Source organism: Dietzia sp. IBK-p2-15D, from assembly GCF_057773105.1.
In genome coordinates, this window is the sequence record NZ_JBYMTK010000009.1 from 131,174 (window position 1) to 149,776 (window position 18,603).

At 69.6% G+C, this 18,603-nt stretch carries 21 protein-coding genes, 1 tRNA gene and 1 riboswitch; of the genes, 13 read left to right on the forward strand and 9 right to left on the reverse strand.

Translation table 11 applies throughout. The features are described from left to right. Window positions 1–75 precede the first annotated feature (75 nt). Complete coding sequence (locus tag AC3DEV_RS12950; protein WP_488372374.1) at window positions 76–1,320, reverse strand: cation:proton antiporter domain-containing protein; 1,245 nt, start codon at window positions 1,318–1,320, stop codon at window positions 76–78. 108 nt (window positions 1,321–1,428) lie between these two features. Here AC3DEV_RS12950 and AC3DEV_RS12955 point away from each other — a divergent pair, with 108 nt between their 5' ends. Next, entirely contained in the window at window positions 1,429–2,415 is a 987-nt protein-coding gene (locus AC3DEV_RS12955) for a DUF2804 domain-containing protein (protein ID WP_488372375.1), read from the forward strand. Window positions 2,416–2,504: 89 nt separating this feature from the next. Here the strand turns inward: AC3DEV_RS12955 and AC3DEV_RS12960 are convergent. The 3 genes from AC3DEV_RS12960 to cmrA form a co-directional block, all read right to left on the reverse strand. Then, window positions 2,505–2,577 (reverse strand) — tRNA-His (locus AC3DEV_RS12960). Between the two features lie 73 nt (window positions 2,578–2,650). Beyond that, window positions 2,651–3,319, reverse strand: a complete 669-nt coding sequence (orn, locus tag AC3DEV_RS12965) for an oligoribonuclease (protein WP_096905813.1) — start codon at window positions 3,317–3,319, stop codon at window positions 2,651–2,653. Between the two features lie 45 nt (window positions 3,320–3,364). Beyond that, window positions 3,365–4,183 (reverse strand): mycolate reductase, encoded by an 819-nt coding sequence (cmrA, locus tag AC3DEV_RS12970; protein WP_096905812.1) that lies wholly within the window; start codon window positions 4,181–4,183, stop codon window positions 3,365–3,367. Window positions 4,184–4,378: 195 nt separating this feature from the next. Here cmrA and AC3DEV_RS12975 point away from each other — a divergent pair, with 195 nt between their 5' ends. Further along, on the forward strand, window positions 4,379–5,710 hold the full coding sequence (locus AC3DEV_RS12975; protein WP_488372391.1) for an MFS transporter: 1,332 nt from the start codon (window positions 4,379–4,381) through the stop codon (window positions 5,708–5,710). 18 nt (window positions 5,711–5,728) lie between these two features. Here the strand turns inward: AC3DEV_RS12975 and AC3DEV_RS12980 are convergent, their stop codons facing one another. Beyond that, window positions 5,729–6,406, reverse strand: a complete 678-nt coding sequence (locus AC3DEV_RS12980; protein ID WP_067719844.1) for an HAD family hydrolase — start codon at window positions 6,404–6,406, stop codon at window positions 5,729–5,731. 133 nt (window positions 6,407–6,539) lie between these two features. Between AC3DEV_RS12980 and AC3DEV_RS12985 the strand changes: the two genes are divergently transcribed. Then, entirely contained in the window at window positions 6,540–7,529 is a 990-nt protein-coding gene (locus AC3DEV_RS12985; protein WP_067719842.1) for a TIGR03557 family F420-dependent LLM class oxidoreductase, read from the forward strand. A gap of 78 nt (window positions 7,530–7,607) precedes the next feature. On the opposite strand, the gene AC3DEV_RS12990 is transcribed toward AC3DEV_RS12985, so the two are convergent. Beyond that, window positions 7,608–8,237 carry a cysteine hydrolase family protein gene (locus tag AC3DEV_RS12990; RefSeq protein ID WP_488372376.1) on the reverse strand — a complete coding sequence of 210 codons (630 nt, stop codon included), beginning with the start codon at window positions 8,235–8,237 and terminating at the stop codon, window positions 7,608–7,610. Between the two features lie 118 nt (window positions 8,238–8,355). On the opposite strand from AC3DEV_RS12990, the gene AC3DEV_RS12995 reads away from it, so the two are divergent. Beyond that, on the forward strand, window positions 8,356–9,309 hold the full coding sequence (locus AC3DEV_RS12995) for a GlxA family transcriptional regulator (RefSeq protein ID WP_413957884.1): 954 nt from the start codon (window positions 8,356–8,358) through the stop codon (window positions 9,307–9,309). Window positions 9,310–9,428: 119 nt separating this feature from the next. On the opposite strand, the gene AC3DEV_RS13000 is transcribed toward AC3DEV_RS12995, so the two are convergent. The 3 genes from AC3DEV_RS13000 to AC3DEV_RS13010 are packed head-to-tail and all read right to left on the reverse strand — an operon-like array spanning window position 9,429 to window position 12,069. Beyond that, window positions 9,429–10,484 (reverse strand): ABC transporter substrate-binding protein, encoded by a 1,056-nt coding sequence (locus AC3DEV_RS13000; protein WP_488372377.1) that lies wholly within the window; start codon window positions 10,482–10,484, stop codon window positions 9,429–9,431. Further along, on the reverse strand, window positions 10,481–11,260 hold the full coding sequence (locus tag AC3DEV_RS13005; protein WP_488372378.1) for an ABC transporter permease: 780 nt from the start codon (window positions 11,258–11,260) through the stop codon (window positions 10,481–10,483). The genes AC3DEV_RS13000 and AC3DEV_RS13005 overlap by 4 nt, the downstream gene beginning before the upstream one ends. After that, complete coding sequence (locus AC3DEV_RS13010; protein ID WP_488372379.1) at window positions 11,257–12,069, reverse strand: ABC transporter ATP-binding protein; 813 nt, start codon at window positions 12,067–12,069, stop codon at window positions 11,257–11,259. The genes AC3DEV_RS13005 and AC3DEV_RS13010 overlap by 4 nt, the downstream gene beginning before the upstream one ends. Before the next feature lie 9 nt (window positions 12,070–12,078). Continuing rightward, window positions 12,079–12,176, reverse strand: a riboswitch (TPP riboswitch). Between the two features lie 311 nt (window positions 12,177–12,487). Here AC3DEV_RS13010 and AC3DEV_RS13015 point away from each other — a divergent pair. The 9 genes from AC3DEV_RS13015 to AC3DEV_RS13055 all read left to right on the forward strand — a co-directional run. After that, entirely contained in the window at window positions 12,488–13,642 is a 1,155-nt protein-coding gene (locus tag AC3DEV_RS13015) for a tyrosine-type recombinase/integrase (RefSeq protein ID WP_488372380.1), read from the forward strand. Between the two features lie 251 nt (window positions 13,643–13,893). After that, on the forward strand, window positions 13,894–14,094 hold the full coding sequence (locus AC3DEV_RS13020) for a helix-turn-helix domain-containing protein (protein WP_206474650.1): 201 nt from the start codon (window positions 13,894–13,896) through the stop codon (window positions 14,092–14,094). Window positions 14,095–14,356: 262 nt separating this feature from the next. After that, window positions 14,357–15,076, forward strand: a complete 720-nt coding sequence (locus AC3DEV_RS13025; RefSeq protein ID WP_488372381.1) for a bifunctional DNA primase/polymerase — start codon at window positions 14,357–14,359, stop codon at window positions 15,074–15,076. Continuing rightward, window positions 15,073–16,764, forward strand: a complete 1,692-nt coding sequence (locus AC3DEV_RS13030) for a DNA primase family protein (RefSeq protein ID WP_488372382.1) — start codon at window positions 15,073–15,075, stop codon at window positions 16,762–16,764. Before AC3DEV_RS13025 ends, AC3DEV_RS13030 begins: the two co-directional genes overlap by 4 nt. Continuing rightward, window positions 16,761–17,051, forward strand: coding sequence for a WhiB family transcriptional regulator (locus AC3DEV_RS13035; RefSeq protein WP_488372383.1), 291 nt, complete (start codon window positions 16,761–16,763; stop codon window positions 17,049–17,051). Before AC3DEV_RS13030 ends, AC3DEV_RS13035 begins: the two co-directional genes overlap by 4 nt. A 112-nt stretch (window positions 17,052–17,163) precedes the next feature. After that, window positions 17,164–17,343, forward strand: coding sequence for a hypothetical protein (locus tag AC3DEV_RS13040; RefSeq protein ID WP_488372384.1), 180 nt, complete (start codon window positions 17,164–17,166; stop codon window positions 17,341–17,343). Then, on the forward strand, window positions 17,340–17,579 hold the full coding sequence (locus AC3DEV_RS13045) for a hypothetical protein (protein ID WP_488372385.1): 240 nt from the start codon (window positions 17,340–17,342) through the stop codon (window positions 17,577–17,579). Before AC3DEV_RS13040 ends, AC3DEV_RS13045 begins: the two co-directional genes overlap by 4 nt. Continuing rightward, complete coding sequence (locus AC3DEV_RS13050; RefSeq protein WP_488372386.1) at window positions 17,572–18,042, forward strand: hypothetical protein; 471 nt, start codon at window positions 17,572–17,574, stop codon at window positions 18,040–18,042. The genes AC3DEV_RS13045 and AC3DEV_RS13050 overlap by 8 nt, the downstream gene beginning before the upstream one ends. 128 nt (window positions 18,043–18,170) lie before the next feature. Beyond that, window positions 18,171–18,603, forward strand: a 433-nt coding sequence (locus tag AC3DEV_RS13055) for a phage major capsid protein (protein ID WP_488372387.1), incomplete at its 3' end; no start/stop codon positions are given.

The following is an 18,603-nucleotide window of genomic DNA, read 5'->3' on the forward strand; positions in this document are numbered from 1 at the left end:
CCGGCGGGCCCCGAGTGCAGTGGTGAGAACCCCGAGGGCAGGGGTGAGAACCCCGTGGCGGGGTTCAGGACGACTTCAGGACGACGACGACGACGAGGTGGGCGACCTCGGATCGCGCTCGGCGGCCGCCCGGAACAGCGCGCGTCCGGGTGCGGCGGTGAGGCCGTGCGCGACGGTACTGGCCACGACGATCAGCGTGCCCGCGCCGAGCAAGACCGGGTCCGCACCCGCGCGGGAGGCCTCCTCCGTCAGGTAGAAGACCGCCGCGACGCCGACGGGCCCGAACCAGCCGAGGTAGGCGGCGCCGCGAGGCTTCAGCCCCAGCGGCTTCATCACGGCGAGGATCAGCGGCGGCCGGCGCAGTAGCAGCACGGCGGCCGTGAGCCACACAGCCCCCCATCCGAGCCGGCCCCACTCCGCCCACGGGATCATCGCGCCGAGGGCCACGAAGAAGGGGATCACGGCGAACTGGTTGACGGCCTCGTCGATCTCCACTTCGGTCCGGCGTTCGCTGCCGGAGCTGGTGACGTTGAACGCCAGCCCGGCGACGAACGCGCCGAAGACGCCGTTGACCCCGATGACGCCCGCCACTCCCAGGACGAGCAGCGCCAGGAGGAGCGTGTACAGCAGCATCGGCCCGGTTTCGGTGTCGTGGTGTCGTTCCGAGAAGTGCAGCGCCTTGGCGGCCGCCACGCCCGCGATGATCCCCACGATGAGAGCGCCCGCGATCTGCCAGGCGGCCTCACCGGCTGCCTGCCCGGCGGTGAGCGGGGTGGCGACGGCCAGGGCGACCAGGACGAGGGGGAGGGCGAGCCCGTCGTTCGCGCCCGATTCGAGAGACAGCAGTTGACGGTCGTGCTCCGGCAGGTCCTCCTCGGCCTCCTCTCCGGTGACGACGCTCGACGCGAGGACGGGGTCGGTGGGGCAGATGGCGGTTCCGAACAGCAGGGCGAGTGCGAAGGGGATGCCGAGGACCCACATCGCCAACCCGGTCGAGATGAGCGCCATCCCGGGCAGGACGAGCACCAGCAGCAACGCGAGTCGACGCCAGTGGGTCCTGATCGCCGAGAAGGGGTACCGCAGGGCCACGCCCATCACCGAGATGGCCAGGAGGATCTCCGCGCCGTGGTGGAGGGTCGAGTGCTCGGCGACGATGTCGGGCACATCGAACACCCCGAGGACCGCCGGCCCCAGGACGATACCGGCGACGAGCGCGAGCAGTGGCTCCGTCACGGGCCACTGGCGTAGTCGCGCCGAGAAGGCCACGATCACCACCCCGAGCGCCCCGACAATCGCCAGCAACACATCGAGCGTGGACAACGGTCCTCCCCGGGTCAGTCGGATCACCCCGCACCATAGGAGAGCCCGGGCGCTTCCGCATCCGTGCTCTCCGCCCGCCGCGGCGCAGGCACCTGCAAGAGTGATCCCATGACCCAGCGCGAGATCACCCGGCCCGTCGACCTGGCCTGCGGCCGCCGGCTCAACCCGGAGGCGGTGGGGTGGTCCCGGTCGCCCGTGCACCGCACACGGATCGCCGGTTGGGGCCGCACCAAGCGCTGGGAGTACTGGGGGATCGTCACCGACCGGTTCGTGGTGGGGCTGACGGTGGCGGGTCTGGACTACCTGGCCAACTGCGCGGTCTATGTGCTGGACCGCCGGACGGGCGTGGAGACGACCCGAAGCGGCATCCGGCCCCTGCACCGGCCCCGCTTCGGCGACGACCCCGGTGACGGGACCCTCCACGCGTCGGCCGGCGTGGGTGCGGGGCGGGTGGGGATCGAGGTCGACGACGACGAGGGCCGCACCTCCATCCGTGTGCAGGCGCGGGGACTGCAGGTGAGCCTGGAGGTCGAGCGCGCGGGCCATGACAGTCTCGCGGTGGTGGTGCCGTGGAGTGAGCGCCGGTTCCAGTACACGCTCAAGGATCTCGCCAATCCCGTCACCGGCACGGTGACCCTGGACGGCACGACGCACGACCTCGGCAATGGGTGGGCGGTCCTGGACCGCGGGCGTGGCCGCTGGCGCTACGCCACCACCTGGAACTGGGGCGCCGGCAGCGGGGTGGTGGACGGCTCGACACGCGCGATCCAGGTCGGTGGGAAGTGGACGGACGGCACCGGGTCCACCGAGAACGGGATCCTGGTGGACGGCCGGATGCACAAGCTCGGCGAGGACCTGCGGTGGAGCTACGACCTCACGGATCCGGCGGGGGCCTGGCGGGTGCAGGGTGAGCGCCTCGACGCGACGCTCACGCCGTTCCATCTGCGCCGCGACATCACCGAGCTCGGTGTGCTGGCGGTGAAGACGCACCAGGCCTTCGGCGTCTGGAGCGGCACCGGGGTGCTGGACGACGGGTCGCAGGTCTCGCTCGACGGGCTGGTCGGCTGGGCGGAGCAGTCCCGCAACCGCTGGTAGCCGCCGGCGCGGCGGTGCCCGCGAGAACTTGGGTCGAATCGGCAGAAAGAAGCAGGGCCCGGACCGTGAGGTCCGGGCCCTGCGCTCGGGGTGGCTGACGGGGCTCGAACCCGCGACATCCAGAATCACAATCTGGTGCTCTACCAGCTGAACTACAGCCACCACCGCCGTCCTCGCGGACAGCGCTGACGACTTTACCCCGTGGGCCCCGTCGCCGAGAAATCCGCAGGTGGGGTCAGTCGACCGCGGGCAGATCGGCGGCGGCCTGCTTGACCTCGTCACTGGTCGGGCCGGGCTGGGGGACGAACGCGGTGGCCCGGTAGTACGCGAGCTCGCGGATGGATTCCTTGATGTCCGCCAGGGCCCGGTGCGACATGCCCTTCTCCGGCTGGCCGAAGTAGATGCGGGGGTACCAGCGGCGGCACAGTTCCTTGATGGAGCTGACGTCGATCATCCGGTAGTGCAGGTACGAGTTGAGCTCGGGCATGTCCCGGGCGAGGAACCCGCGGTCGGTGCCGATCGAGTTGCCCGCCAGGGGAGCGGACCCCGCCACCGGGACCCACTCGCGGATGTAGGCGAGGACCTGCTCCTCGGCCTCGGCGACCGTCACCGTGGACTCGCGGATCTCCTCGGTCAGGCCGGAGGAGGCGTGCATGTCGCGTACGACCGGCACCATCGCGTCGAGCTCGGCGTCGGGGGCGTGGATGACGATGTCGATCCCGTCGCCGAGAACGTTGAGCTCGGAGTCGGTCACCAGCGCGGCGATCTCCACGAGCGCGTCGGACTTGATGTCGAGGCCGGTCATCTCGCAGTCGATCCAGACGATGCGGTCGTTCTTGGACTCCTGGTGGGGAGTCGGCGAGGACGTGGGGGCAGGAGTCTCGGCGGAGGTCGGCTCTGGCATCACTCGACTATATCGCCGCAGGCTCGCGGGCCCCGCGCGGGACGATCAGCCCTCCTGCTGCCCCTCGCCGAGCTTGGCGTAGAACTTTCCGACGATCGGCGCCATGATGCCGCGCGGGGTGTAGTTCCCGGCCACGGACATCGCCTGGCTCAGCGGGCCGGGGACGATGCGCATCTTGTTGCGGGCGAGCGCGTCCAGTGAGACGCGGGCGGTGTACTCGGTGTCCACCCAGAGCCGGTCGGGGACTAGGCGGTCGACGAAGGTCTTCTCCTCCTCGGCGATCTCCTCGGTGCGCACCGGGCCGGGCGCCAACAGCGTGACGGTGACGCCGGAGCCCTTGAGCTCGCCCCGCAGCGACTCGGAGAAGGTGTTGAGGAACGCCTTGGATGCGGCGTAGGTGGCGTTGTTGGGGATCGGCATGTTGCCAGCCGCCGAGCCGACGTTGAGGATCGCCCCGGAGCGCCGCTCGACCATCCCGGGCAGCACCGCCAGCACCAGGTCGTGGCACGCCACGGCGTTGACCTGCACCTGGTGCTTCTCGTACTGCGGGTCCAGCGAGGCGACGGGGCCAAAGGTGGCGATGCCGGCGTTGTTGCACAGGACCGAGATCTCGCGCCCGGCCAGCTCGTCCAGCAGCGGCTGCCGTGCGGCGGGGTCGGCGAGGTCGCACGCGCGGACCTCCACGGCCACGCCGAACTCGCCCTCGAGCCGGGCGGCCAGCTCCTGCAACACGGCCTCGCGTCGGGCCACCACGATCAGCGAGTGCCCACGCCGGGCGAGTTCGGTGGCCAGGGCCATGCCGATCCCCGAGGAGGCGCCGGTGACGACTGCTCGGTTCGACGCGGTGGGCGTGGGCAGGGACATAGGGCTCCTCGGGTCTTCCACTCGGCTCGCCCGCGTACGGCGGGTGTGGCAGCGCTGACCTTACCCGCGTGCCGCCCTCCGGAGCGTGGTGGAGGTCCTAGCCTGATCGGCGTGAGCAGCATCGGAACACCGCCGCCGTCAGCGACCACCTCGTCGTCGTCACCATCGCGCCGTGGCGTCGCCCGCCGGCAAGTCCTGGCCTGGGGGACGTGGGACTGGGGGTCGGCGGCGTTCAACGCGGTGATCGTCACCTTCGTGTTCTCCGTCTACCTGACCGACTCGGTGGGTGCGGACCTCGACGGGCCGTTCTCGGCCGCCACGTGGCTGTCGATCTCCATCGCCGTGGCCGGGCTGGTCATCGCCCTCACCGCGCCGGTGATGGGCCAACGCGCCGACCGCGGGGGCCGGCGCCGCCGCGCGCTGGGCCTCTGGACCTACGCGACGGTGCTGCTCACGGCGCTGATGTTCCTCGTCGATTCCGACGCGCCCTACCCGTGGTTCTTCGTCGGCCTGGTGCTGCTGGCGGTCGGGTCGATCACGTTCGAATTCGCCGAGGTCGCGTACTTCGCGATGCTGCGGCAGGTCTCCACCCCGTCCACCGTCGGCCGCGTGTCCGGGTTCGGCTGGGCGATGGGGTACTTCGGCGGGATCTTCCTGCTGCTCGCGGCGTTCGTCGGCTTCATCTACGGTGACGGCCCCGTGCGCGGCGTATTCGGCGTCACCACCGACGGCGGGCTCAACGTGCGACTGGTCTGCCTCGTCGCCGCCGTGTGGTTCGCACTCTTCGCGCTACCGGTGCTGCGGTCGGTGCCCGAGCACCGCCCGGGGGCGGGGAGGAGCGACGACGACGCCCTCGACAGCGACGACGACGAGCCCGGCTTCCTCGAGTCGTACCGCATCCTCTGGCGCGACCTCAAGGCTCTCTGGCGGCGGGATCCGCGGACCGTGAGGTTCCTTCTCGCGAGCGCGATCTTCCGGGACGGGCTGGCGGGGGTGTTCACCTTCGGGGCGATCCTGGCCGTGACGGTCTACGGACTCGCCCCGGGGGACGTCCTGATCTTCGGCGTCGCGGCCAACGTCGTCGCGGCGCTGGGGGCGGCTGTCGCGGGACTGATCGACGACACGGTGGGCCCCAAGGCGGTGATCATCGGGTCGCTGGTGGCGATGATCGCGACCATGACCGTCCTGCTGGTCGTGGACGGCACGGGCATGTTCTGGATCTTCGGGCTGCTGATGTGCCTGTTCGTGGGGCCCGCGCAGTCCGCGTCCCGGTCGTTCCTGGCCAGGCTCGCCCCGCCCGGCGGCGACGGCCAGATGTTCGGGCTCTACGCCACCACCGGGCGCGCGGTCTCGTTCCTCGCACCCGCCCTGTTCGGGCTGTTCACGTGGGCTTTCTCGGCCGACCGCGCGGGCATCGCGGGGATCGGGCTGGTACTGCTGGTGGGGCTACTCCTGCTGCTGCCGGTGCGCACCCCGAGCCGCGCCGAGGCGGAGAGCACCTGGGAGGACGCGGGGCCCGCACGCTGAAAGGGCCGGGGAGTGCGGTCAGAGCCGGCCGGCATTCAGCAGGTCCAGCACCGCGGCGGCGTCGTCGACGATCTCCGAGAACCCGGCGGCGCGGAACTCGGAGTCGCCGATGCCGCCCGTGCGCACCGCGACCGAACGTATGCCCAGCTTGGTCGCCGCGATCGCGTCCCAGGTCGCGTCGCCGACCATGACGGCATCCGCGGCGTCGACACCGGAGCGCTCCAGGGCGATCTCGACGATCGTGGGATCGGGCTTGGCCCGGTCGACGTCCTCACCGGTCGTCACGGCGTCCACGTAGTCGTCGATGTCGAGCAACTCGCGGGCCTCGGCGAACTCCGACGGCGGCGCGGACGTGGCCAGCACAGTGATCCACCCCTGCTCCTTGGCGCCGCGTACGAGGTCGCGGGCACCGGGGAGCACTCGCAGCGACTCGGCCTGTTCGGCGTAGTACTCACCGTGCAGGTCCTTGGCCCGGCCCGCGATGCTCTCGCGCTCCTCGTCGTCGTCGATCCCCGCGATATCGAGCAGCTCCTCCACGATCGTCGAACCGTCCTTGCCGATCCGACGGTGGACGTCCACGAACGGCACCGGCGCACCGGCCTCGGCGAGAGCGCGGACCCAGGTCCAGACATGCACGTAGGTCGAATCCACGAGAGTGCCGTCGACGTCGAGGAGAAGAGCGCGCTGGGTAGTCATGTGTTCGACGGTGCCGCGCCCCGGGCCGGGCGGCAACCGCTTGGGGGTGTGGGGAGCCAGGCACGTGCGGCGGCGTCGATCCGACGCGGGGACCGGTGGCATCGCGGGACGGCCGCGCGCACGATCGATAGGCATGACGCGATTCGGATACACCCTCATGACCGAACAGTCCGGCCCCAAGGAACTCGTGCGCTACGCGGCCAAGGCCGAGCAGGCGGGGTTCGACTTCGAGGTGGCCTCGGACCACTACTTCCCCTGGCTCAGCTCGCAGGGGCACGCGCCGTACGTGTGGAGCGTGCTCGGAGCGGTCGCGCACGTCACCGAACGGGTCGACCTGTGCACCTACGTGACCTGCCCGATCCTGCGCTACCACCCGGCCGTGGTGGCGCAGAAGGCCGCGACGATGCAGATCATGTCCGACGGCCGGTTCATGCTCGGCATCGGCGCGGGGGAGAACCTCAACGAGCACGTCGTGGGGCAGCGCTGGCCGTCGGTGGACGAGCGCCACGAGATGACCGTCGAGGCGCTGGAGATCATCCGCGAACTGTTCGACGGCGGGTTGGTCACCTACTCGGGCGAGCACTTCCGCGTGGACTCCGCCCGACTGTGGGACCTACCCGATAAGCGCGTGCCGATCGGCGTGGCCGCCGGCGGCGAGAAGGCCCTCGCGCACCTCGGACCGCTGGGCGACCACCTCATCGCCACCGAGCCCGAGAGCAGCTACATCGAGAAGTGGAACGGCCTCGAGGGCCAGACCCGGATCGGTGACGGCGCCCGCGCGATCGCACAGATCCCCATCAGCTGGGACCCCGACTCGGAGTCCGCCGCCGTCGAGCGCGCGCACGACCAGTTCCGGTGGTTCGCCGGCGGGTGGGCCATGAACTCCGACCTGCCCACCACCGCCGGGTTCGCCGCCGCCACCCAGTTCATCCGCCCCGAGGACGTGGGGGAGCAGCTGGCGTGCGGGCCCGACCTCGACGCGATCGTCGAGAAGGTGCGGCCCTACTGGGAGGCCGGGTACACCGACATCGCGCTGATCCAGATCGGCGACTCCACCCTCGACCGGTTCCTCGAGGAGGCCGCCGAGCCGCTGCTGGCGCGGCTGCGGGAGGCCGCGGGCTGATCGCGGGGCCACGCAGTGGCTGTCCGGCCGGCCGGGGCGAGTGCCTCGGTCGGCCGGGCCCTTCGCGACGTCCCGCGGTCAGTGCTCGGCGCGGCCCTGCATGGCGGAACTGCCCAGATCGCTGCCGGTGAGCTCGGCCCCAGACGAGACGGACTCGACCCAGGCGTCGGTCGTGGCGACCGCGGCGAGATTCGAGTTGAGCACTGCCATCAGCGTCTCGTGGACCTGCTGTGCCGGGACCGACCCGGCGGAGTTGGAGATGTGGATCGCACCGGTGGCGTCGGAGAGGACCTCCACGGCGATGCCCAGCGGTTCCGCGGTCACGGCGGTGCCGAGAATGCAGTTGTTGGTCATGTAGCCGACGAGCGTCACCCGGTCGACGCCCTGCTCCCGAAGCCAGTCGACCAGCCCGGTGCCGTCGAAGACGCTGGCATAACTCTTGGTCACGCGCTTCCACTGCGGCTGGAGGCGGCTCTCGAGGCCCGCGTGCAGGGACCACCCGGCGCTGCCGTTCGCGAACACCGGAGCGCCCTCCGGCAGGTCGTGCTGGACGACCACCACGGGCATGCCGGCCTCGCTCGCCGCGTCGACCGCACGGACGATCTGGGCGAGCGACTCGTCACGGGGTGGGTACTGGATCTCGAGCGGACCGTCGAAGTACTCCTGCTGTACGTCGACGACGATCAACGCGCGATTCTGCGAACTCATGTGGATCCTCCGGATAGGCGGTACGGCCGGGAACTCGGCCGTTACCCCGATCCTCGCGGACCGACTGCGCTACCGTGAGCGGCACAAAGGAACACTTTCGATGGAAATGGGCCAACCTGTGCGTATCGCCGTTCACGTCTTCGACGGCATCACGATGTTCCACCTCGCGGCGCCCCTCCTCGTCTTCGGCGAGGTGACCCGGCTCGGACTCGCGGACGGGTGGCAGGTCGACACCTGGAGCACAGACGGCGGAGACGTCCACACCGCCGAGGGGATCGTGCTCGGCGACCTCGACGGGCCCGCGACGGCGGAGCAGGCCGACATACTGGTTTTCCCCTCATGGTCTCCGGAACTCCCCGACCGGGATCCGTGCCTGTTATCGATCGTGCGTGGCGCCCATTCCCGGGGCAGCCTGGTGGCGGGGTTGTGCCTCGGTGCCTATCCCGTGGTCGCGAGCGGAGTGCTGGACGGTCGTACGGTCGTCACCCACTGGGAGGGTGCGGCGGAGCTCGCCCTGCGGTACCCGGCGGTCGACGTCCGCTCGTCCGACCTGTACATCGACCACGGGGATGTGATCACCTCCGCGGGGACGGCCGCCTCGCTCGACGCGTGCGTCCACATCGTCCGATCCCGGCTCGGTGCCGCGAAGGCCGCCGTGCTGGCCCGCAGGATCGTGGTGGCGCCGCACCGCGAGGGTGACCAGGCGCAGTACGTGGAACTGCCGGTGCCCGACGGGGGAGACGACGGGGAGATCGGGGAGACGATCGACTGGGCGCTGGCCAATCTCGACCGGCCGCTCTCGGTGGACGACCTCGCCGGACACGCCTGCATGAGCAGACGCAGCTTCGCCCGGAAGTTCCGGGCGACCACCGGCGCGAGCCCCGGGCGATGGGTGCTGTCGCGCCGGCTCGACCACGCGCGGACTCTGCTCGAGACCACGACCCGCTCGATCGAGGACATCGCCCGCGACTGTGGGTTCGGCAGCGCGGTGACGTTCCGGCAGAACTTCGACAGGAAGTACTCGACGACACCGTCGTCCTACCGCGCCCGGTTCGGGGAGGCGCAGGAGTGAGTTCCACCAGGCCCGTCGCCCCGGACCATGCGGACGCGTCCCGACCGGTAGGAACGGCGCCTGCCCGGTGCGGAACGCGGCCGCAGACGTCATGGCCACGATCTGCGTGACCAGACCATCTAGCCGCCGGACAGGGGCAGGTAGTCGTTGGTCATGGCTGCGGCGCCGTCGACCTCGGTCTCCAGCAGTCCGTTGCCATGCATCCACGACGCGTAGGCCGCCCAGTCCCGGGCTGTCTGCCGCCCGAAATCCTCCTCGGGTAGAAGCGCCAGCGTGGCGTCGATCATCTTCTCCAGCATGTCGGGCTCGTAGGAGCCCTCGGTCACCGGGGTGAGGGACTCGAGGGCAATCCGGCGGTCCGCCAACGCGGCCTGCTGCCCGGCCTCGGTTCCGGTGAGGAAGTCGCCCACGCGCTCGGCATAGTCGGCGTCGCCGGCGAGCCGGTTCGGGTTCGCGATGATCACCAATTCCGCGTAGTCGGGCACCCCGAGTTCGGTGACCGGCATGATCTCGACATCGCCCCGGGCGCCGAGTTCCACGCCTTCGATGTTGCGGAACGCCCCGAAGATCGCGTCCACCTGGTCGGTGAGCAGCGACTGGTTGAGACTCTGCTGCACATTGGGGGTGGATATCGAGTCAGGATCGATTCCGGCCTCACGGGCGATGAAGTCGAGGGTCGGTTCCTGGGAGGCCAGCCCCGACAACCCCACGGTCTTGCCCTCCAGATCGGCTGCGGAGGTGATGCCGGACTCCGTCCTGGCGATCAGGGAGGTCAAGGACGTCGGGATCAGTGCCGCGACCGAGATCACGTCGAGTCCCTGTTCGAGGGCGATGAGCGTGTCGGGCTCGTAGGAGATGGCCAGGTCGACCCGCCCCAGGGACACCTCCCGGGCGGCGTCGGCCGTGTTGGACGGCGTCGTGAACGTCACGTCCACACCGGCGTCGGCGTAGGTGCCGGTGTGCTGCGCGGTGTACAGGGCCACATGGTCGGGATTGGGGCTCCAGTCGAGCAGAACACTGACCGGGGCGGCGCCGGTCTCGCCTGGCTCGGCGTTGTCCGAGGATGCCTGGCAGCCGGTCAGAGACACCGCGGCTGCGGCCACCATCGCGAGCATGCGGGCGCCGGGGCGCGTGAGAGTCCGGCGTCGGATCCTGCTGGGTCGTGTTTCCGTCATGATGGGTTCCTTTCCCCGGTGGGTGTGTTCCACGGGCAGATCAGGCGTTCGAGCATGGTCACGCTGGTGAGGAGGACGCTGGACATGATCGTCAGCACCGCCACCTGGGCAAAGACGAAATCGGTCTGGAGCCGGGGGATCGCCTGGAGCATGAGGTAGCCCAGGCCGTTGGTGGAGCCGGTGTACTCGGCGAAGACGGCGGCCACCGGCGCGAAGGTGACCGAGACGCGCAGCCCGGCGAAGCCGCGAGGCGCGGCGAAGGGCAGACGCACCCGCCAGAAGAGCGACCACCTGGTGGCGTGCAGACTCCGCAGGGTGTCGATCATCCGGGCGTCGACCGTGCGGACGCCGGAGAGAAGATTGAGGGCGACCGGGAAGAAGCACAACAGGGCGACCACGATGACCTTCGGTGCCATGCCGTAGCCGAGGGAGATCGTCAGGAGCGGGCCGATCACGATGACCGGGATGGCCTGGGAGGCGATCAGTAGTGGGGTCATGGCCTGCCCGACGGCGGGCACGAATGCGCTGACGATCACCACGGCCACGGCGACGAACACCCCGAGTACCACTCCGGTGATCGTCTCGGTGGCGGTCAGCAGCGTGGCGGAACCGAGCCGGTCGGGCCAGGTGGATACGAGCGAGTCGAGCACGGCGAGGGGTGAGGGAATGACGTACTCGGGCACGAGCTCGAGCGTGGTGACCGTGATCCACGCGGCGAGGACCAGCAGGAGCGTGACGCAGGCAGGGCCGGCGGAGCGGAGGAATCGCACGGTCATGGGGCGGTGCCGCCTCCGGTCAGGTGGGATTCCCGGGCCAGTGCCCGGAGCACTTCCCTGCGGGCTGCCGCGAACGCCTCGTCGCCGAGGAGGACCTCTCGGGGGCGGTCGTCGCCGAACCATCCCGGCCAGGTGCGGACCACACGCGCCGGGGCGTCGGCCTCGTCTCGTGCCAACAGGACCACGCGTTCGGCGAGGAGCAGCGCCTCATCGACGTCGTGCGTGACCATGACGAGGCTGGCCGAGGTGTGGGTGATGGTGTCGCGGAGCCACTGCTGGACCTCCGCACGGGTGATCGCGTCGAGCGCACCGAGCGGCTCGTCGGCCAGCAGCACGGGTTTGCGCGCCAGCAGAGCCCGCGCGAGAGCGGCGCGCTGGCGCATGCCCGCGCTGAGGGCTGAGGGACGGGCATCGGACCAGGCGCCCAGTCCCACACGGTCCAGCATGCGCTGGGCCTCGGATCGGGCCACGCGCCGGCGCACTCGTTGGTTGCGGAGACTGATCGCGACGTTGTCGAGCAGGGACAGCCAGGGCAACAGGCTGTCGCCCTGGGGCATCAACGCGCAGGACTCCAGGCGTCGTGCGGGCCGGCGGTCATCGAGGACGGCGGCGGTCCCGGTGGTCGGTTCGACGAGGCCGGCGATCACCGACAGCAGCGTCGACTTACCGCATCCGCTGCGTCCGACAACGGCGATGTGCTCGCCTACCGGAACGGACAGGTTGAGGTCTGCGAGAACCGGGCGGAGCGCGCCCGGATAGGTGTGTCCCAATCCATTTAACGCCACTGCCGTGGTTCCTGGGCGGCTCACGAAAGCCCATGCCAGCGCATCTGACATCCCTCCGCTCGTGTGAACGAGTTCAGGTTCAGCGGGTGTGATCTCAGCCCCGTTCGGTAGGGGCACCCCGTGTCATCGAAGCTGATCTTGCGAATCAGCTCGAAGTCCGAACGTACCACCGGCACGTCTCGGGATCTGATGTGCGTCCATGGCTGGAGCGAGGCGCGGGCGGGCCGCCGTCAGTGGAGAGCGGATTGCCGGCCCGTGTCGGCGTGAGTGCGCCCCCGAGAGGATTCGAACCCTTCGTGAACCGTTCCGGTTTACCTGCCGTGACCTGCCCGGATAGTTGATTGTGCTGGTCAGAGACGTTATCGCCTCTTGCGTATACGATAGCATGAGTTAGCACGAGACCGGATAGGTCTTGCATGCGAGTTGCACGAGAGAGGCCGCGATGGGAAACAAGCGGGGCGCCAGGCGCGGGTTCGGAGCGATCCGCAAACTACCGTCAGGCCGGTACCAGGCTCACTACGTAGGGCCGGACGGTGCAAAGCATCTCGCCCCGGCCACGTTCCACGCCCACGACGACGCCGCCGCATGGTGCGCCCACGAACGCCGCCTGATCGACCTCGACGTCTGGACTCCTCCGGCCGACAGGCTCAAGGCGCAAGAAGAGGTCCCGGCGGTAGTTCTCGCTGACTACGCCCGAACCTGGCTCGAGGAACGCAACCTGAAACCGTCGACCCGCACGGCGTACAGGTCCAAGCTCGAGACGCGCATCCTGCCCGAGCTGGGAGACCTCGAACTGACCGCGATCACCCCGGCCGTTGTCCGCAAGTGGCACGCCGCCCTCGTGGCTACCCCGTCCGCGCCGAACGGTGGCCGGGACCGGAGCGGGGCCACCCGCAACGCCCACTGTTACGCGCTGCTGCGGACCATCCTGGGCACCGCAGTCGACGATGGGCTGATCGAGGCGAACCCCTGCCGTATCCGTGGCGCGTCGCAAACCAAGCGTGTCCACGAGATCGAAGTGTTGCCCGCGGGGGACCTGGAACGCCTCGCTGCCGCTATGCCCGACGAGATTCGTCTTGTGGTGCTGCTGGCCGCATGGTGTGGCCTACGGCGTGGGGAAGTGCTCGCACTACGCCGCCGGGACGTGGCACCGGACGGCACCGAGGTTTACGTGCGCCGCGGTGTCACGTTCATACGGTCCAAGCCGGTGTTCTCGACCCCGAAGACCGACGCCGGGGTGCGTGACGTGACGGTGCCGCCGCACATCGTGCCCGCCGTGCTGGACCATCTCGAGCGGCACGTCGGCAGGGGCCGTGACTCGCTGTTGTTCACTGGCAAGGCTGACGGGGTACTCGACGAGTGGACCCTGCGCCGCACGTTCAAGGCCGCTGCCGAGTCCATCGAACGGCCGGGGCTAAGGTTCCACGACCTACGGCACCAGGGCGCCGTGCTCGCTGCCCGCGCCGGTGCCACAACCAAGGAACTCATGTCGAGGTTGGGCCACACCACGCCGGCCATGAGCATGCGTTACCAGCACGCTGCGGCCGGCCGTGATGCCGAGATCGCCGCCCGAATGTCTCAGATGATGGGGGAGTAGTAGCGCACGGTTGCGCACTTAATCACATGGGTGTAACTTCAGTGGCACGGGTAGTAATGCCCGCGCATAACGTCGAACGCTAGTCGAGGGAGAATCGCCGGCCACCTGGCCGAGCCGCACGGCACGCGATGAAGGTCTCGACGAACGGCCAGACAGCCCCGTAAGACACGGGAACCCCGCATGGGACGCCGAGCACAGACACCGAACTAGGTGGCTGCCGCTTGGCGTTTTGCCGTTTCACGGGAGTTTCTGTGTCTCAGTCACCAGAACGCCGGTACGTGTCGATCAACGACGCTGCCGAGTACGTCGACGCCCACCACCAGACCATCCGCCGATGGATCGCCGAGGGGCGGATCACCGGGTACCGCCTGGGGCCGCGCATGATCCGCGTCGACCTCGACGAGCTCGACGCCATGATGCGCCCCCTCGCCGCTGTGAAGCGGGGTGCGTGAGCGTGAGCGCAAAAGAGAACGCCCCCGCTGTGAACGAGGGCGCCCCAAACCATCCGACTGCTGACGATTCTACCCCTTCCGAGGCCGCACTGTTCGCCGCTGCCCGCGGGTACTGCGTGATTGTGACCTCGAGTGAGGGCAAGTATCGGCGCCGCTTGTACTTGAGCTTGCACTCGGCTGAGAAGGCGGTGCAACGCGCCAAGGCCCGGGGACTGTACGCGGCAATGGTGCTCGCCGTGATCGTCCCGACGGGGGTGGCGGAATGATCGCCCACGCCCTCGAGTACGCCGCGGCCGGCTGGCCGGTGTTCCCCCTACAGCCCCGATCCAAGGCGCCGCTCGCAGGATCTCGCGGCAAAGACGACGCCACGGTCGACCCCGCCCGCATCCGGCGCATGTTCGCGGGCCGCACCGACTACAACATCGGGTTGCGCCCGGTGCCCGGTGTCATCGTCATCGACATCGACCCCCGCCACGGTGGCACCCTCGACGCCCTGGGGCCGCTGACAGACACCTGGGCCGCCCGCACCGGGGGCGGCGGCTGGCACCTGCTGTACCGCTACCAAGGCCCCACGGTGGGCAAGGTTCGCGGCGCTGACGGGATCGACATCAAGACCGATTCCGGGTACATCGTCGCCGCCCCGAGTGTCCACCCCGACGGTGGCCGATACGAGTGGACCAACGCCTGCGCGGTGGCGCCGCTACCGGCTCACCTGCATGCGCGGGTACGCCGAGACCCACCCCGACCCCGCAGGGGCAAGGCAGGCACGGTGCCCGGTGGACTCATCGCCACGGTGGCCGAGGCCACCCCCGGCAACCGCAACAACATGCTGTTCTGGGCCGCCTGCCGGGCCGCCGAGGAAAACGCCCCCGATCAAGTCTGGGACGACCTACGCGCATCGGCGTTGCTGGCCGGCCTCGACGACCGTGAGATCGACCGCACCATCGCATCCGCGCTGGGCAGGACGGGGGCCGGCGCATGATCCCCAACGCACCCGCCACCACCGACACCCAACCCCTCGACGATGCGCACATGGCCGAGCGAATCGCCGACGACGCCCTCGCCGGCCGCTACCTGTGGGCCGCTGGCCTGGGGTGGCAGAAGTACGACGGACGCCGCTGGGAACGCGCATCGGATGCATCGGTGGCCGAGACCGTCCGTAAGGCGGTGATCGACTTCCACGCGGGCGAGGCGCACGCCGGCGCCGACGTGGACCGACTGCGCAAAATCTCGTCACTTTTCTCCGCGAACCGTATCCGCGCCATCGTCACGTTGGCCCGCGGGATATGCGAGGTCGACGCCGACCAGTTCGACCAACACCCCGACTTGCTCAACGCCGGAAACGGAGTAGTAGACCTGCGCACCGGGGAGCTGGGGCCGCATGACCCCGGCCTACTGTTCACCCGAGTCACCCCGATCAAGTACCGGCACGATGCCCGGCACCCCGACTGGGACACCGCCCTCAAGGCGCTACCCGCCGAGGATGCCGCGTGGATGCACCAGCGGATCGGGCAGGCTGCCACCGGGCACCCCACCCCCGACGACGTGTTGCCGGTCCTACAGGGCGGCGGCGCCAACGGGAAAAGCACATGGCTGGCCTCGATCATGCGGGCACTTGGCGACTACGCCGTCGCCGTACCCGAGCGGGTCCTGCTGGCCGACCCCCGCGACCACCCCACGGAACTTATGCAGTTGCGAGGCGCACGCCTGGCCGTGATCGAGGAAACCCCCGAGGCGCGGCACCTGTCCGTGAAAAGGCTCAAGGACACGCTGGGGACCGATCCGATGTCCGCCCGGTACATCGCCAAGGACACCGTGAGCTGGCACCCCACGCACTCGCTGGTGCTCGCATCGAACTACGTCCCGAGGATCGACGAGACCGATCACGGTACGTGGCGGCGCCTCGCCCTGGTGAAGTTCCCGTACACCTACCGGGCGCCCGGTAAACCGCTTCTGGGGTCCTGGGACCGGCACGGGGACCCCACACTCCGCGACCGGCTCAAGAGCGGCCGAGAGGGGCAACTAGAGGCCATTCTGGGCTGGATCGTCGCCGGTGCTCGCCGCTGGTACGAGGCGGGGCAGATCCTCCCGCCGGCACCGGACCGGATCGCCGCCGACACCCGCCGGTGGCGCACCGACTCCGACCTCATCCTCGGATTCCTCGACGACCACCTCGTCATCGACCGGGACCACCACGTCCTATCCAAAGACCTGTTCGGCACCTTCACCGAATGGCTCACCGCCCGCGGGCACAAATCGTGGTCCGACCAGACGTTCGCCGCCCGGTTCGGTCACCACGACGAGATCGCCCAATCGGGCATCGAGTACCGGCGCACCTACTCATCCGAGACTGGACTATCCCGCCCACCGGGCGACCTCGGATCGACCACGCCGACGCGCTACCGGGCGTGGCACGGGGTGAGATTCCGCTCGAGCACCGACGACGCCCAAGAGCAAGAAAAGGCCGCCAAAACCGCAGGTGGGACAAGGGGGACAGGGTACCCCGGTGATTCTCACGAGAGTCAGAGTGTTTCAACCTCCGAACCACCCCGTCCCCCTCGTCCCGAAGGCGCCCGCCCCGCTTGCTCGGAGTGCGGAAACCCGATCTACCGCCCCGGCGCAACCATCTGCGCCGCCTGCTCACCCACCGGACCAGAGAGGCTCACATGAACCCGCTGACCCGCATGCTCGCCGACCTCGACCCCAACCTTGACGGCGCCGCGTGCGCCGGTGATTGGCACCTGTTCGACCCGCGGGGCGAGAACGAACCCGCAGACCTCTACGCCTTGCGCAACGAGTACGCCAAAGCGATCTGCGGTGTCTGCCCGGTCCTCGAGCGGTGCCACGAAACCGCCATGAACATGCGGGCATCCGACCGCACGGGCACCTGGGCCGGAATGACGTTCGACCACCGCGGCCGACGGGTCCGCATCCACCAGAAGGGAACCGCCCAGTGAACGACTACAAGCTCAGGCTCATTGCCATGTACCGGGCACCGGTCCGCAACGGGGACACCTGGCCGACACACAAGGCCCGCGACCGACGCCGTCGCCGACGCAAGGGGAAGAAATGATGACCGGCCACATCACCCGCGTGCGCATCGCGCCCCGGTTCGCCGACCTCAACGTCGAACCCACCAGCAAGGGCGCCCGCCTGTCCGTCGGCAACGTGCATGTCCACCTGTCACCGAGGGACGCCCGCCGGCTCGCCGACGCCCTCGTCGACGCCACCGAGAAGGGAACCGAATGAACGACGAGCACGACATCAACGACATACGCCGGCTCATCGCCGACCGGGCCGACCGCCGAACCCGACCACCGGCCACCGACCGCGTCGACCTCGCAACCGGCTGGGACCTCGCCCAGCACACCGAGGTGACCGTCACCGAACTCGACGCCCACGGCGTCACCACCACCACCGAAACCCTCGCCGTTAGCCCGCTGCTACTCGGCATCGAACCCCCAGAAGGGAACCACCATGAGTGAGACCACCGACCCCACCCTCGAGGCCCCCGACACTGTCCCCGAGGACCAGGCCCCCGACGTCGACCAGCACGACGACGAGCCCGACAACCCCAACCACGAGGCCGCCAGGTACCGGCACCGCGCCAAGGAAGCCGAGGCCGCCCGCGACCAAGCGACCGCCCGCGCCGACGAGCTCGCCGCACACGTCACCGACCTACGGCGGGCACTCGTCGAAACCGAGGTCGCACGGTTCGGCATCAAGTCGGATGCGTTCTGGGCCGCGGAACCTGACCTCGACACCCTCGTCGACGACACCGGCCGGCTGGACCTCGACGCCGTCGCCGAGGCGGTCCGCGCCACCCGCGACCGGTTCGGCATCAAACCGCAGGGATACAGGCGGGGCGGGCGAGCGTCCGGCGCCACCGCAACCGGGGACACCGTCACCGCCTCATGGTCCGACGTGATCCGCCCCGGCAGAGGGTAGAATAAGCGGTGACGGCCCACCACCCGGCGGGCAGCGCGGGCCGTCACCGAGGCCCCAGGAGGGCAACCAAGGGACCGGCAGAGCCGGACCAGGGACACCCATTCACGCACTCCTGAGAGGCAAGCATTATGGCTCTATACACAACCACCAGTGACGTCGGCGGCATCCTGCCCGAACAGTACGGGCCGCTCATCGTCGAACCCGTCACCCGCGCCGCGCTCGCGTTCAACCCCACCGTCGCCGCCACCGTCCGCACCATCGGAAACACCTTCCACGTCCCAGTGGTCACCGAGGACGCCGGCGCCGCATGGGTCGCCGAGGGCGCCGAGATCACCCCGGACGATCCGACCATCGACGAGATCATCGTCACCCCGGCCAAGGTCGCCGGCCTGACCATCCTGTCGCGTGAGCTGGCCGAGGACTCGAGCCCCGCAGCCGCCCAGATCGTTGGCGAGGGACTGGCCCGCAGCATGGCCCGCAAGGTTGACGATGCGTTCTTCGGCAGCCTCGCCAGCCCCGCCCCCGCCGGACTCGGCAGCCTCACCGCAACCGCCACCGCGA